7 protein-coding genes and 1 pseudogene are annotated in these 13,793 nt (G+C 66.2%); 6 read left to right on the forward strand and 2 right to left on the reverse strand.

Annotated elements, in window-relative coordinates; all coding sequences use genetic code 11:
* Positions 1 to 462 precede the first annotated feature (462 nt).
* Positions 463 to 3,009 (forward strand): EAL domain-containing protein, encoded by a 2,547-nt coding sequence (locus V6U86_RS13945; protein ID WP_334502963.1) that lies wholly within the window; start codon positions 463 to 465, stop codon positions 3,007 to 3,009.
* A gap of 9 nt (positions 3,010 to 3,018) precedes the next feature.
* Here V6U86_RS13945 and V6U86_RS13950 read toward each other — a convergent pair.
* A pseudogene (locus tag V6U86_RS13950) lies at positions 3,019 to 3,867 on the reverse strand (DUF6545 domain-containing protein); the annotation flags it as partial.
* Between the two features lie 579 nt (positions 3,868 to 4,446).
* On the opposite strand from V6U86_RS13950, the gene V6U86_RS13955 reads away from it, so the two are divergent.
* Complete coding sequence (locus tag V6U86_RS13955; RefSeq protein WP_334503384.1) at positions 4,447 to 4,911, forward strand: helix-turn-helix domain-containing protein; 465 nt, start codon at positions 4,447 to 4,449, stop codon at positions 4,909 to 4,911.
* 50 nt (positions 4,912 to 4,961) lie between these two features.
* On the opposite strand, the gene V6U86_RS13960 is transcribed toward V6U86_RS13955, so the two are convergent.
* Positions 4,962 to 5,579 (reverse strand): phosphoesterase PA-phosphatase, encoded by a 618-nt coding sequence (locus V6U86_RS13960; protein ID WP_334502965.1) that lies wholly within the window; start codon positions 5,577 to 5,579, stop codon positions 4,962 to 4,964.
* Positions 5,580 to 5,906: 327 nt separating this feature from the next.
* Between V6U86_RS13960 and V6U86_RS13965 the strand changes: the two genes are divergently transcribed.
* From V6U86_RS13965 to V6U86_RS13980, 4 genes are all read left to right on the forward strand, one after another.
* Positions 5,907 to 6,386, forward strand: a complete 480-nt coding sequence (locus tag V6U86_RS13965) for a hypothetical protein (RefSeq protein ID WP_203172919.1) — start codon at positions 5,907 to 5,909, stop codon at positions 6,384 to 6,386.
* Positions 6,387 to 6,398: 12 nt separating this feature from the next.
* The gene (locus V6U86_RS13970; RefSeq protein WP_334502972.1) at positions 6,399 to 7,628 is read left to right on the forward strand and encodes an MAB_1171c family putative transporter; all 1,230 of its coding nucleotides are present in this window, start codon (positions 6,399 to 6,401) and stop codon (positions 7,626 to 7,628) included.
* 8 nt (positions 7,629 to 7,636) lie between these two features.
* Positions 7,637 to 8,467: an SAM-dependent methyltransferase gene (locus V6U86_RS13975; RefSeq protein WP_334502974.1), complete on the forward strand. Its 831-nt coding sequence runs from the start codon at positions 7,637 to 7,639 to the stop codon at positions 8,465 to 8,467.
* Between the two features lie 1,654 nt (positions 8,468 to 10,121).
* On the forward strand, positions 10,122 to 13,763 hold the full coding sequence (locus V6U86_RS13980; protein ID WP_334502976.1) for an AAA family ATPase: 3,642 nt from the start codon (positions 10,122 to 10,124) through the stop codon (positions 13,761 to 13,763).
* The last annotated feature ends 30 nt before the right edge of the window (positions 13,764 to 13,793 follow it).

The raw sequence follows: 13,793 nt of genomic DNA on the forward strand, positions 1-13,793 counted from the left end.
GAGAGGCGGCGGCTTAACTCCTGGGCCAGGGAGTCGACGAGCACGTGAATGACGACCAACTCGGCTGCCCCGCCAGGGCGGGCGTTGTCAGTTGGTGGATCGCGCGCCCATGCCCATAGTCATCTGTCCGTTGCGTCGAGTGACCAGGCTGTGGGCGTCAAGAGCCATGGCGCACCTCATGTGGCTGCGAGGTCACACTAAGCCACCAATGGTCGCCCCAAGTGCGCAGGCGATTGCCTTTTCGTTACGTCGGTGCGTCCCAGTGCGCGGTAAGTGACGAAAACGACTCTTTGCAGTTGATAATGGTCTACACGCGGTCATATGTTCCAACCGTCAGAGAGATGGGAGAGGGGGTTCAGTGATGCGCAAGGGCGTTGAGTGGGACTAAGGTTGGCATCACCTGTTAATGTGGACGATCTGTTGCAGGGAGGGCTGGGGTTGACGAATACGGGGGAATGATTGATGTCATCCCGACGACGCGGGCCTGCGCTGGTACTGCTGACGATCACAGTCTTTGCGGCGGCGCTCTCAAGCGTTCTGTGGGCGACGGTAAACCTGCGTCAACCTGCACCGTATTACTTGGTGTACCCAATAATGTGCACGGCCGTGATGGCGGTCGGTGCCATCTTGTCGGCGCCTGTGCCGCCCCGTATACCTTTTCGGATTACGCTGACGCCGACGGCGACGCTGTTGTGCGCATCAGTCTTGCCTGTGCCGTGGGTAATCATCTGCGCCGCTGTCGGCGTTAGCGTGGCCCGAATCATCACGCGATACCCCCGTTCCGCTGGTGTGCATAAGGCTATCCACAACGTCAGCATGGATGTCGTGGCCGCCGCGCTGGCCGCCGTAACTATGCACGCCTTCGGTATACGTCCGGGATTTGAGGACTCGGGGCTGGCAACATCCCGGTGGCAACTCTACGTACTCGGATTCCTTGTCGCAGGGATCGCGGTGCTAGCTCTTCAGGAAATAGTCACGACGGCCGCAGCGACGCTAGCTACTGGACGTCCCGTCCTGACGGTTCTGCGCTACATGTGGCGCACACGACTGATCGTGGGCTTGGCTGAAGTCGGCACGGCAGGCTTGGTTTCGGTTCTCGCCGGCCTTGATATGCGGGCATTGATAGCTCTGCCTGCCGCGATGTTAGTCCTGCACTTGGTGCTGACACATCGCCTTCGGATCCGTGAGGAACGGCGCGCGTGGGAGCACCTCGCTGTGCTGAGCGATGCCTTGGCCAGCCGGGACATCGATGTCGTGATCCGGACCGCGGCTGCCGGAGCGGTGAAGCTCTTCGGTGCTCAGGCTGCGGACATCGAGATTGCGTGCGGCGGCCGGTTGGTGCGTGTCGATCGCGACGCGGCGGTGGTGTTCGACGGTCCGGCGGAAGAAGTCCCTGTGTACGCCGCTGGCGCGCCGCTGCCGATCGCGCACGAGATTGGTGCCAAGACGACTGGGCTGCAAGGCACGTTGAGACTGTACCTTCGGGGTCCTCGCGACAGGTTGTCCGCTCGCGAGCGCTCGACCCTGCGGGCGTTTTCGGCGACGCTGTCGACGAGCCTGGACATCGCGCATGCCTACGCCTTGATGAGGCACGAGGCGCATCATGACCGCGACACCGGCATGCCGAACCGGGCGACGCTGCTCACCCGGGTTGCTGAGAAGTCTTCGGACACCTGTCACGTGGTTGCAATCCGGCTAGAGAACTACGAGTTCCTGGCTGACGCGGTTGGTCGCGATAAGGCTCTCGTCCTGCTGAACGAGCTGGCGACACGGCTTAGTCGCACATCGAGAGACGCTGCGGAGGTCGCCCGGGTTGGCGACGCGGAGTTCGCACTCGTGATGTGGGCTACGACAGAGATGAGCGCCTACCAGCGGGCGTGCTACGCCGTGGCAACCCTGCGCCGACCTATCCACATCGAAGGCTCGCTGCTAACGGTCCGGGTGAGCGCAGGCATGACCTCAGGCGCCCCCGACGAAGCCGCCGCTCTACTCGACTCGGCGGAGCGGGTGATGTGGTGGGCCATCCGGCAAGGCCAAGACCGTTTGGTCACGTATCAGGCTGGCCCGATTCAGAGCGTTCCGCTCGGACGAGAGCTCGAAGACGCGCGCATGTCGATCTCCTTCGAACCTATCGTTGATCTCGCCCGCGGCAGCATCACGATGGTTCAATCCGTGCCCCGTTGGCTGTACTCGCGCTACGACGTGCTCGCCGCCGACGGGTACGCGTACCAACTCCTTAACGACCAAGACGCGTTGGAGGGTCTCGCGAGAACCGTGCTGACCCGATCGATAGCCGCCGCCGCGACGTGGCGGAACGCCCTCCCGGACGCTGCGCTGGTCGTGCCGATCCCCGCCCGCGCCGTGACACCCCGGTTCGTCGATGGGTTGCGAGAGGCGCTGCAAGGCAGCCTTGCAGGCTCCTCGCTCGTGCTCGCACTAGGCCAGCCAGCGGATCTACCTCCCGGCGACGCCTCGGAGCAACTCCGTCATTTGGGTGTCCGGCTGCTGTTAGAGGACTACGGCAGTAGCACACGGAGCATTGAGTCGCTGAACGCGGCACCGTGGCACTTTCTGCGAGTGCACCCGGCCTACGCGCTGGACGCCGGTTGGCGCCCCGCGCGGTCGGTAATCCGCGCGGCCGTTGACCTAGCGATCGATCTCGACCTAGCAGTCATCGCACCAGGCATCGCCAGCGACGACGAGCGACGCGAACTAGCGGCTCTCGGTTGCGCCCTCGGAAGCGGCCCGCATTTCGGCGGCGAAATGTTCCCGTCCCAGATCAGGGATCACGCCACACGCTGGCAGCCGTCAGCTTTGGACGCCGCTGGAGCGCAGGTCCTGCCGCTCCGTCTACGCCGCGCCGGCCCAGCCGTTTCGATTCACAGCCCTGTTCAGCGGGGCGATCGGGAAACTATCGAAGGCCGTGGACCCAGGTTCCTCGGGCCGCGAGCCGTAGGCCACCGGGCTCCAGCGAGCGAGTTCCGCAGCGACGAGGGGGGAGTCATGTAGCGCAAGACCCACCAGCGCCAGGCGGCGGGCCTCCGCACGAATGTCGTATGCGGCAAGCCGTCGCTGAGGTAACGGTGGAACATCGTCCGAGGGCGACTCTGTTTGATGGCGCCGTAGCGCCACCGCCACCTGAGCCGCCTCAACCACCGCAGCCGTACTGGTGGCATCTAATTGATAGCGCTGGGCACGCTGGCTCGCGCTGTCGTGTACCTGCCGCGAGTACCACGGACGCAGCAACCGCAATGCCTCGTGCACCTCAACGACCCGCCGGTATCGCTGGCGGCTGCCGCCAATTTCTACCGGGACCTGTTCAGTAGTAGTGGTGGTGATGATCGCGGCCTCGGGCATGCCCGCTCGTAGGGTCATCCACAGCTGGTTGACCTGCCAGTCGGTTCGACGATCGGTCCACCAACTCGTAGGCCACCACAGCCGCTGGCTACGGATCGAGTTGGCGGTGCCGGAGGTCATTGCCCGGCTCGCGACCGTCGCAGCCGTGGACAGCCGCTGGAAGAGCAGGTCCGCTGCCAGCTCCGCTTCAGCCTCAACGGCTGCGTCGACCTCGGCATGCAGGGCGTCGCCACTGTGGCTGAGGACAAGGTGAGCCAGCTCGTGCAGGATGCCTTGCGTCCGAGGCAGCATCGGTAGGGCCGAGTCAACAATGATGACGTCTGCGTGCTCGAGCTTGATGAGAAACGCAGAGGGGAGGTCCATACCGAGGCGTTCGCCGCGAAGGTGGATCGGGCGGCCACGGCCGTGGGCGATAGCCTCGCACCAGGCATCGACGGTGTATGGAGCGGGCGGAGGCGGCAGCCCGGCATCCCGCAGGCGCCGTGCGATGCGGCCGCGTGCCCAAATCATGTGGGCCTCCTGGCATTACAGTCAGTATGTGACCAGAGCCCCAGCGACGGTCGCCGGCGATGTGAAGACGGTCGTCCAATGCTCAGATGAAGCCGCTGAGCGCGACTGTCTGCGGGGACAACGTACTGGGAAGGAGCGCCGCTCCCGCTGTGCCACGTGCGGTGCCGTTGCAAGTCGCTGCCACGAGTGCCGGCCAGGATCGGCAGTGGCCCCGAAGTCTGCTGCTCCGAGGCCACTGACGCCAGCTCGCTTCGACGCAGGGGTGCCGCGTGACGGCACCCGCGGAGGCATGTGCCCCGCGGATTTCTGCCTGGCGCAGGCTCTCCGGCGCGCATCGCGCATCCCCCCGATCCCGCTTCTAGATGCGCTGCCCGTCTCCGATCCGGCATCGCCGGTTCCGCCAGGTGTCGAAACAACGGACACCTGTTGCAACACTATGGTTGTCCGATACCGTGTCACTGCCACAGCAGTGGCCGTGCCCGAGCAAGCTTCGCACCGGGCGGCACGGCTCCGCAACTGTTGTGGTCGAAAATTCACTTTGCCCACGATAGTGGCGCGTCGAGGAGTTGGGGAGTGACCATGACGGACGCTGGGGGTGGGCCAGGGTCGCACCCTTCGGCTGGGCCAGGCTCTGGAGGCTCCACGTTCGCGGGTCGACTCCAAGCTCTGTTCGACGAACGCCTGAAGAAGGACACGGAGAAGAAGTTCACGCCCGAGGAGGTCTCCGCCGCCACGGGTCTGTCGGTGTCCTATTTGAACTATCTTTTGAGCGGCGAGCGGGACAACCCCACCATGAAGAACATCCAGCGTCTGGCTGACTTTTGGGGTGTTAGTCCGAGTTACTTCTTCGACTCGGCCGAGCCTGCGGACCATGCTTCGGCTCCCGAGGCGGACCCTGACCTCGCTCAGATCACAGTCCTGGCGCGAAACCTACCCCCCGGCATGCCAAGGGCTACCTTGCGGGCGATTGTTGAGCAGGTTGCCGCTTTGGAGCAACGGCGGAACCCCCCGCCGCGTCGCGGCGGTCGACCCGGATCGGCCTGACACGCCTGAACGAACGGCAAAGCTCCTGGTGGGCGTGGACACGCCGTCGGTCAAGCCAGCACAAGGAATATCGGCATCGAGATGACCAGGCCCGCGCCGGTGCCAGCCAACACCTGAGCAGGCGTGTGGTCGCGCAGCCGGATGCGGGACCAGCCGATAAGGGCAACAACCGGGACAGCGAGAAGCAGCAGCGGTGGACCAAACACGCTTACCAGCACGGCGGCCGAACCAGCGGCGACTGCTGCGTGCACGCTGATCTTCCAGACAAGGTTGACCGCGGTCAAGGTCAGTCCGATGGCGAACGTCGCGACGACCAAGGCCGTCAACGGACGGGGCGCGCCGAAGCCAATCAATACCGCAAGTCCGCCCAGGACCGACAACAAACCCCACACCATTGGTGCTCGGCGCTGCTCTCTGAGCCCGACGTGCCGGTCGGTGAGCTGACCCCGACGGACACCGAGCCAGACGACGCCCCTCGGAAAAACCGAGCAGAACAGCGCAGCCATCAGGCCCCAGGCGAGTCCGAGGCGAGCGGTGCCTGCACTTTGGATCCCGATGACGATCGGCATAGCACCCGTGAGAACGGTCGGAGCGAACACCTCTGTCGCTACGCGCGCCACTCTGTCGGTGAGGTTGGGGCGCTGGGGCAGGTCGATCGTTACGTTCAAGGAGTAGGCCTCTCCGTGGACGCGCCCTCATCTCAGCGGGGCGGGCGAGCTGCGATTCGCCCCGTTTGGCGATGCTTCAGGACACTCGTTTATGGAAGTTCCATGGCTGCAAGCGGTAGAGGGGGTGCCTCCGGAGCGTGTTGGTGGCTATGCTGCCCCCTTAGCGTCTCGCCACTATTGTGGTCGGCTCTTGAGCGTAGTCACTGAGCGGCCACTTAGTGGGTCCGGGGCGCTGCTCGGCGCGCGGTGTGCCTCGGCGCGCCCGCCTCAGGAGGTGAAGGTATGTGGCGGCGGCAAGAGCGCCGGGCTGAGTGGTTGCTCCGTCGGGTGGCGGTTGAGCTGCCCGTGCCGTTGACGGTCCAGTCCTTGATCGCGGCACTGGAGGCTGCACGAGACCGACCGATCCAGCTGGTCGCGATGACATCTCAGACCTCGACCCTGCCGTGCGGCCTGTGGGTGGCGACGCCCGAAACGGACTACGTCCTCTACAGCAGAGCGACGTCGATGGTCTTGGAGGTGCAGACCCTCCTGCACGAGCTCATGCATATGGCACTGGATCACATAGGCAGTCCTGTAATAGACGGGGCCGGCGAGGTCATGGCTGAAGTGTTCAGCGTCGAGGGCGTCGACTCTGTCATGGCTCGATCGCCAAGGACCTATGACCAGCAGCAGGAGCGAGACGCTGAGGTGGTCGCGACATACCTCGGGGCTCGGTTAGATGGCCTAGGGGATGTTGTCAACGTCGCTGGCCTTCACGAAGACGCCGCCGCAGTGGTGTACCGCATCGCTGCGGCATTGACGGACTAAACGGGGCCCAACATGCTGGTGGCGATCGGTCATATAGTCACAGCGGTGCTCGCTATGGCGGCGTTTCTGATCAAGCTCGGAGCGCTGAGGCGAGACCCTGATGATCCCAAAATTCAGGCGAGCGTGGCAATCTGCCTTGGCTGCGCAGTGGCCGTGATCGTGGGCTGGGCGCCGGTGTATGCCGCAGTCGATCAAGCCACCGGTATACCGAACGTCACGAAGATCCTGGAGAACGGCTCCGTTCTGGTAGTGGCTGCTGCGGTGCAGATCTTGTTTCTATACCTCGGTGACCCGGAGAAGGCCCCGCGCCGGCTCCGGGTTCGGTTGGTGCTGCTTACCGCCGTACTTTGTCTGATGGTAGCCATGTTTGCGGCGGCCGACGTCCCTGTATCCGAACCTCTGCATTTCGCGGAGAGGTATGCGGAACTGCCGGAAATCGGCGTTTATATGCTGGGCTATCTGATTTGCCTAGCTGTGGCAATTGGCGACATCTTGCGAATGTCGATCCGCTACGCGAAGTTCGCCGAGCGACGGCTGCGTGTGAGTATGAGGCTGCTCGCGATTGGCGCCACTTTCGGTGCCGGATACGTAGTGCACAAAGGTCTCTTCATTGCCTTGAAGCTACGAGGCATCGATCCCCCGTGGTCTGAACCGATCGTGTCGCAGGCACTAATCACGTTAGCGTTGCCGCTAGTGTGCATCAGTCTCGTATTTTCATCCGCATGGAAATTCGCTGATGCGGTGCGAGCGCTGCCCCGACGACGTCGCCTGTATCGGCGACTACATCCACTGTGGTACGTCCTTTTCCAGGCAACGCCTACTATCGCGCTTGACCCTCCTCGTAGACCCGAGCGGGCCAGAGGTGTGCTGCTGAGCGCCGGGCAGCACTTATATCGGCGATGCGTAGAGATTGCCGACGGCCTACAAGCGCTCGGCCCGCTGGACGCGGGAGTCATTGCTGAGGCGAAGCGAAGTGCGGCAGGCGCCGGCTACAGCTTCGACCGGGCTGCTGCGGCTGGCGAGGCGGCGGCAATTCTAGCCGCCATGCGGAGGCTCAATTCACCGGCAAAAGCCAGACCGGAACTGCAGGATGAGCCCGGTCTGGAGCCGCAGGAATCGCTTGTTTTACATCCGGATGTTGAGGCCGATGCGCAGCGGCTGGCCTTAGTGTCCGACGCGCTCGACGAGCTGCTGGCAAGGGATTCCAATAGCGCGGCGGCAGTGCCCGCGAATCGAAAGTAGGAGAAATCTTGACTGACCAGCGGACAGCTGCCGGCAGCGTCGACTTCGGTCGGGCCACCGTCGCCCGTATCTACGACTACCTTCTCGGTGGTGAGAGGAACTTTCCCGCTGATCGGGCGGCCGCGCATCAGCTCCTGCAGGCCGTCCCAGAGGCTCGGGATATTGCCTGGTCGAATCGCCTGTTCCTGCGCCGGGCCGTCCATGTGCTCGCCGAGACCGGCATCCGTCAATTCCTCGACCTAGGCTCGGGCATTCCTACTCAAGGTAACGTTCACGAGGTCGCGCAAGCAATCGCTCCAGACAGCCGGGTGCTCTACGTCGACATCGACCCCGTCGCGGTCGTCGCATCCAACGAAATCCTGATGGGCGGCCCGCACCGTGCGCTGGAAGGCGACTTCACCCAGCCTGAGCCTCTACTGGACACCATTACCGACAGTGACCTTGCAACGGTGATTGACCTGAACAGGCCAGTCGCAGTGCTCTACTGCGCGGTGCTCCAGCAAGTGCCCGACAATCGGATAGATGCCGTTATCGCACCCATCCGAGACCGGCTTGCTCCCGGAAGCGCGATGGTCATTTCGCACCTGAGCGCCACAGACGTAACCGACGCCTATGACGAGACAACCGTCTCCACGGCAAAGAGTGTGTTCAGAGCGCAGGCGGCCACCGAAATTACACTCCGAACGGACGCGCAGCTCGGCGCTCTGTTTGGTGACTTCACCATCATGGCCCCCGGACTGGTGCCACTCAGCGATTGGCGTCCAGAGTTGAGTGGGCCTGACCCCTACGCCACCGCACCGACTCGGTCGCCGATGCACGGAGCCGTCGCTACGCGCTGACGTCTGACCGCCGGAAGCGCCGGCGCTGACCAGCCAGGTACCGGTACTGGTCGAGATGCCTCCGTCGGACCGAAGCCGTCCGGCGATGACGTAGTGACGAGGGAGCCGCGACCAGCGGGGATTTGAGGCCTGGCGCTCTCCCGTCCCTCGTCAACGCAATGAGCTAGGCCAGGTGTCGGTGGCTTCGGTCATAATCGCCTTCATGAGTCATGGTTCGGGATGCCCCAACTGCGGGCAGCTCAACAGCCGGCGACCGTTACCTGCCATCTATGCGGCTGGGATACGAGTGGCGCGGACCCGCACCACGTATGGTGCCCGCGGCTTCGTGGCGGTTGGGCGCAGCGTCACGGTGTCGGCGAGCACGTTGTCGCATCAGGTTCGACCGCCTGCGCAGCCGAGGTCGTCTCGGCTGCCGTGGGCGGTGTCCGCGGTGTGTGCGGTCCTGCTGTTCTTCCTCGCCTTCGGCGCCACAGCGGGCTCTGCGGACGAGAGGGCGGCAGCCGGCTTTGTTATGAGCTTGCTTGCGATGGTGGGGGTACCTGCGACGGTGCTTGCTGTCGTTCGGGGCCGGCTAGAGCGTTCCCGGGGGCCTTACAGTCGCCGGGTGTCTGCGGTCTGGGGTGAAGGATCTCTCTGCCAAAGCTGCCTTCAGGTGCTACTGCCTGTGCCGGGTGCGGCAACGGAGGCGGTTGTGCCGATCGGTGGGTTGCATCGAGCGCTGGCGGAGATCGCGTCTGGGCGGTGGCCGCTTGCGAATCGGACCGCGGCACCGTCCTGACACTCAGATGGCCCGGCTCCAGAGGTCGCGCTGCGGAGCCCATGTTGAACCTAGGCCCTAAGTCCACTAGGCCAGGAAGACTCCGACGATTGGTTTGTTGGCATCGCTCCACAAGACTGAGGCGATGGTCTGTCCGGCCTGTGGTCCGGACGGGACCTTGTATGCGTACTCGATGTAGTACCGACTTGGCTCACGGTTCGCTGATCCGGAGCTCTGTAGGGATGTGACCTGGGGTGCTGCGTCGGGCGCAACACTAAACGGCCGGCTTCTACGGTCCCAGTCGTGGGGTACGCGCCCCGTCGTGGCGTAGGCGCCCGGGTTGTAGGTGGGCGTCCGGGGCATGGGTAATGCGCACTGGACCCCCCGCTGGGGGTTGCAGGTCCCCAGCGCTTGACGGCAATTGTCTGTCGAGCCGGGGCGGGTGTGCCGGTGTCGGTTGCCAGCACCGACTACGCTTCGACTCTCTGTTTCCGCTCCGGTGCTCTTGGTGATCAAGGGGTGTGTGGGTGTGTGGGTGTCTGGTCGGCGGGTTGCGTGGGCCGCAGGTGTCGGGGTGGTGGTGGCTGCCGCCAATAGCGCGGTGATCAACAGGTTGCAGGGTGGTTGGCAGTGGTGGGCCGCGGCGGGGGTGTTAACGGTGGTGGGGGCGCTGGTGGCGGGCTGGCTGACGGGGAACGTGTCGGGGACGCACGGGTCGGTCAGTCGAGGTGCGGTGGTGGCGGGTAGGGACATCGGTGGCCGGGTCCGCACGGATGGGTCGGCGGCGGCTGATGTGGGTGGTTCGTCGGTGCCGGAGGGCGGGGTCGGCCCGGGCGCGGTGGTGGCGGGTAGGGACATCACCGAGAAGGCGGATGTCGATACCACGAGGGGCTGGCGATGGGGATCGGGTCGGTAGCTGGCGGTCCCAGGTGGCAGTTGGCTCCGGGCGCGGTGGCCGCGGGTCGGGACATTACCGGCACGGTGCACGCCGGTCCGATGTACGTGCAGTTCACGGTGGGGCAGTTCGATCGGCTCCATGACGCGATCTTCGATCCGGCGCCGTTGTACGAGCAGTTGGATCTGGCCCGGTTTCAGGGCCGGGAGGCTCTGATTACCCGGATCGACGAGCGGATCGCGGCCACTGGCCGTGGGTACGTGATGGTGCGGGGCGAGGCCGGGGTGGGCAAGAGCGCTCTGGCGGCGAATCTGGTGTGGACGCGTCCGTGTGCGTATCACTTCACCCGGTTGGAGGGTGGGGCCCGTAACCCGGTCGAGGCGCGTAAGAGTCTCGCCGCGCAGTTGATCGGTGCGTGGGATCTGGCGGAGCGGTTCACGCCTGGGGATGTGTTTCCGGCGGCGGCGCAGCGCCCGGACTGGCTGGCCAAGGTCATCCGGGCGGCGGTAGCGGCCCGCGACGAGCGGTTCCCTGCGGCCGAGCGTCGGCCGCTGGTACTGGTCGTGGATGGGTTGGATGAGGCCGACCCGGATCCGCCGGGCATGGGGACCGGGATCCCGCTTGGCCTGCCGGCTCCGGACGCGTTGCCGGTAGGGGCGTACGTCGTGGCGACCAGCCGGTACGGGCTGCCGCTGGTCGCGTTGCGGGATCCGGTGCGGGTCGGCTGGTCGCAGATTGAGGTGCAGGGTGCGGACAACCTGGCCGACATGGCCGCCTACCTGCACGCCGCGACCAGCGGCCCCACCCCGGATCGGGCGCTGACCCGGGCGCTGGCCGAGCACCGGGTCGCCGCGGAGGTGTTCGTCGCGACGCTGCTGGATCGGTGCCGCGGGGTGTGGATCTACCTGCGATACGTGCTGGATGAGATCCGCGCTGGCCTGCGTCCGCCCGATGATGTGGCGTGTCTGCCGGACGGGCTGCGCGGCTACTACGAGCTGCAGATCCAGCACCGGTGGGCTCCGCATCCCGATTGGCGGCGGCTGCATCTGCCCGCTCTGGCGGTGCTCGCCGCTCTCGGTCGCCCGGTCGGTAGCGCCGACCTCGCTACGGTGGTAAAAAGATCGGACGCCGCCAGCGCCCTGGTGGCGTGGCTGGATGGGCCTGCTCGGGCGTTCCTCGACGTGACCAGCGGGCCGGGCCGCTACCGCGAGTATCAGGTGCGCCATCAGAGCCTGCGTGACCTGTTCACCACCGCCTCTCCCGGGGGCGGTGAGGAACCCGTTGACGCCGGGTTGGCCGACGAGCTGCATACGGTTTGGCGGGCCGCGCATCGGGCGATCACGACCTGGCTGAGTCCGCCCATCAGCCCGGACACCGACCGCCGCTCCTGGTCCGGGATCGACGGCTACACCCGACTGCGGCTGCCCGCACACGCTGCCGTCGTCGGGATGCTCGATGAGTTGATGTCGGATCCGGGGTTCCTGCTGTCCTGCCCGCCCGGGCAGATTCTGGCCCACCGGCACACCCTCACCACTCAAGAAGCCGTCAACGCGGCTGCAGCACTGGAGAGCGCCGCCACCAGCGAGTGGACCGGCTGGTCTGACCAGCAACGGGCCTGGTGGCTGCACGTCTGGGCCCGTAAGACCCGATCGACCCGCCTGGCTGACGCCCTCACCGACGACCACCCCGAATGGCCATGGCACGTGCAAACGGCCATCTGGTCGGGAATCACCCACCGCACCCTGACCGGCCACACCGATTGGGTGCGGGCGGTGATGGTGCTGCCGGGTCTGGACGGTCGGCACCGGATCGTTTCCGCTGGCGACGATGGAACGGTGCGGGTCTGGGACCCGGAGAGTGGTGCGCAGGTGGCTGAGTTGGCCGGCCACACCCGCCGGGTGTGGGCGTTGGCGGTGCTGCCGGGTCGGGACGGTCGGCACCGGATCGTTTCCGCTGGCGGCGATGCGACGGTGCGGGTCTGGGACCCGGAGACCGGTGTGCAGGTGGCTGGGTTGACCGGCCACACCGGCGAGGTGTTGGCGGTGGCGGTGCTACCGGGTCGGGACGGTCGGCACCAAATCGTTTCCGCTGGCGGCGATGCGACGGTTCGGCTCTGGGACCCCGAGAGTGGTGAGCAGTTGGCTGGGCTGGCCAGCCACACCCGCCGGGTGTTGGCGGTGCTGCCGGGTCCGGACGGTCGGCACCGGATCGTCTCCGCTGGCGGCGATGGAACGGTGCGGCTCTGGGACCTGGAGAGTGGTGTGCAGGTGGCTGGGTTGGCCGGCCACACCCGCCGGGTGTGGGCGGTGGTGGTGCTGCCGGGTCGGGACGGTCGGCACCGGATCGTTTCCGCTGGCGGCGATGCGACGGTGCGGGTCTGGGACCCCGAGAGTGGTGCGCAGGTGGCTGAGTTGACCGGCCACACCGGCACGGTGTGGGCGTTGGCGGTGCTGCCAGGTCCGGACGGTCGGCACCGCATCGTCTCTGGTGGCGACGATGGAACGGTGCGGGTCTGGGACCCGGAGACCGGTGCGCAGGTGGCTGAGCTGGCCGGCCACACCCGCCGGGTGTTGGCGTTGGCGGTGCTGCCAGGTCCGGACGGTCGGCACCGCATCGTCTCCGCTGGCGGCGATGCGACGGTTCGGGTCTGGGACCCGGAAACCGGTGTGCAGGTGGCTGGGTTGACCGGCCACACCGGCGAGGTGTTGGCGGTGGCGGTGCCGCCGGGTCGGGACGGTCGGCACCGCATCGTCTCCGCTGGCGAGGATGCGACGGTGCGGGTCTGGGACCTGGAGACCGGTGTGCAGGTGGCTGGGTTGACCGGCCACACCGGCGAGGTGTGGGCGGTGGCGGTGCTACCGGGTCGGGACGGTCGGCACCGCATCGTCTCCGCTGGCGGCGATGCGACGGTTCGGGTCTGGGACCTGGAGACCAGTGCGCAGGTGGCTGGGCTGGCCGCCCACACCGGCACGGTGTGGGCGTTGACGGTGCTGCCAGGTCCGGACGGTCGGCACCGGATCGTCTCCGCTGGCGACGATGGAACGGTGCGGGTCTGGGACCCCGAGAGTGGTGCGCAGGTGGCTGGGCTGGCCGGCCACACCCGCCGGGTGTTGGCGTTGGCGGTGCTGCCAGGTCCGGACGGTCGGCACCGCATCGTCTCCGCTGGCGGCGATGCGACGGTTCGGGTCTGGGACCCCGAGAGTGGTGCGCAGGTGGCTGGGTTGACCGGCCACACCGGCGAGGTGTGGGCGTTGGCGGTGCTACCCGACCCGGACGGTCGGCACCGCATCATCTCCGCCGGCTTCGATGCGACGGTTCGGGTCTGGGACCCCGAGAGTGGTGCGCAGGTGGCTGGGCTGGCCGGCCACACCGGCACGGTGTGGGCGGCGGCGGTGCTGCCAGGTCCGGACGGTCGGCACCGCATCGTCTCCGCTGGCGACGATGCGACGATGCGGGTCTGGGACCCGGAGACCGGTGCGCAGGTGGCTGAGTTGACCGGCCACACCCGCCGGGTGTGGGCAGTGGCGGTGCTACCCGACCCGGACGGCCAGCACCGCATCATCTCCGGCGGCGACGACCGTTCTGTGATCGTCTTTATGACGAATATTGAAAAACCCCCGCGGCAGCAGCAGCTTCTCCAGTGACCTCCCAGACGTCTGCTCCGAGCAGCCAAG

The organism is Micromonospora sp. CPCC 205558 (assembly GCF_036902955.1).
GTDB lineage: Bacteria > Actinomycetota > Actinomycetes > Mycobacteriales > Micromonosporaceae > Micromonospora.

Bases quoted from the DNA above. Each gene is read 5' to 3' on its own strand.
- V6U86_RS13955 (WP_334503384.1), top strand. From the start codon at position 4,447: ATGACGGACGCTGGGGGTGGGCCAGGGTCGCACCCTTCGGCTGGGCCA.
- V6U86_RS13980 (WP_334502976.1), top strand. From the start codon at position 10,122: ATGGGGATCGGGTCGGTAGCTGGCGGTCCCAGGTGGCAGTTGGCTCCG.
- V6U86_RS13970 (WP_334502972.1), top strand. From the start codon at position 6,399: ATGCTGGTGGCGATCGGTCATATAGTCACAGCGGTGCTCGCTATGGCG.
- V6U86_RS13945 (WP_334502963.1), top strand. From the start codon at position 463: ATGTCATCCCGACGACGCGGGCCTGCGCTGGTACTGCTGACGATCACA.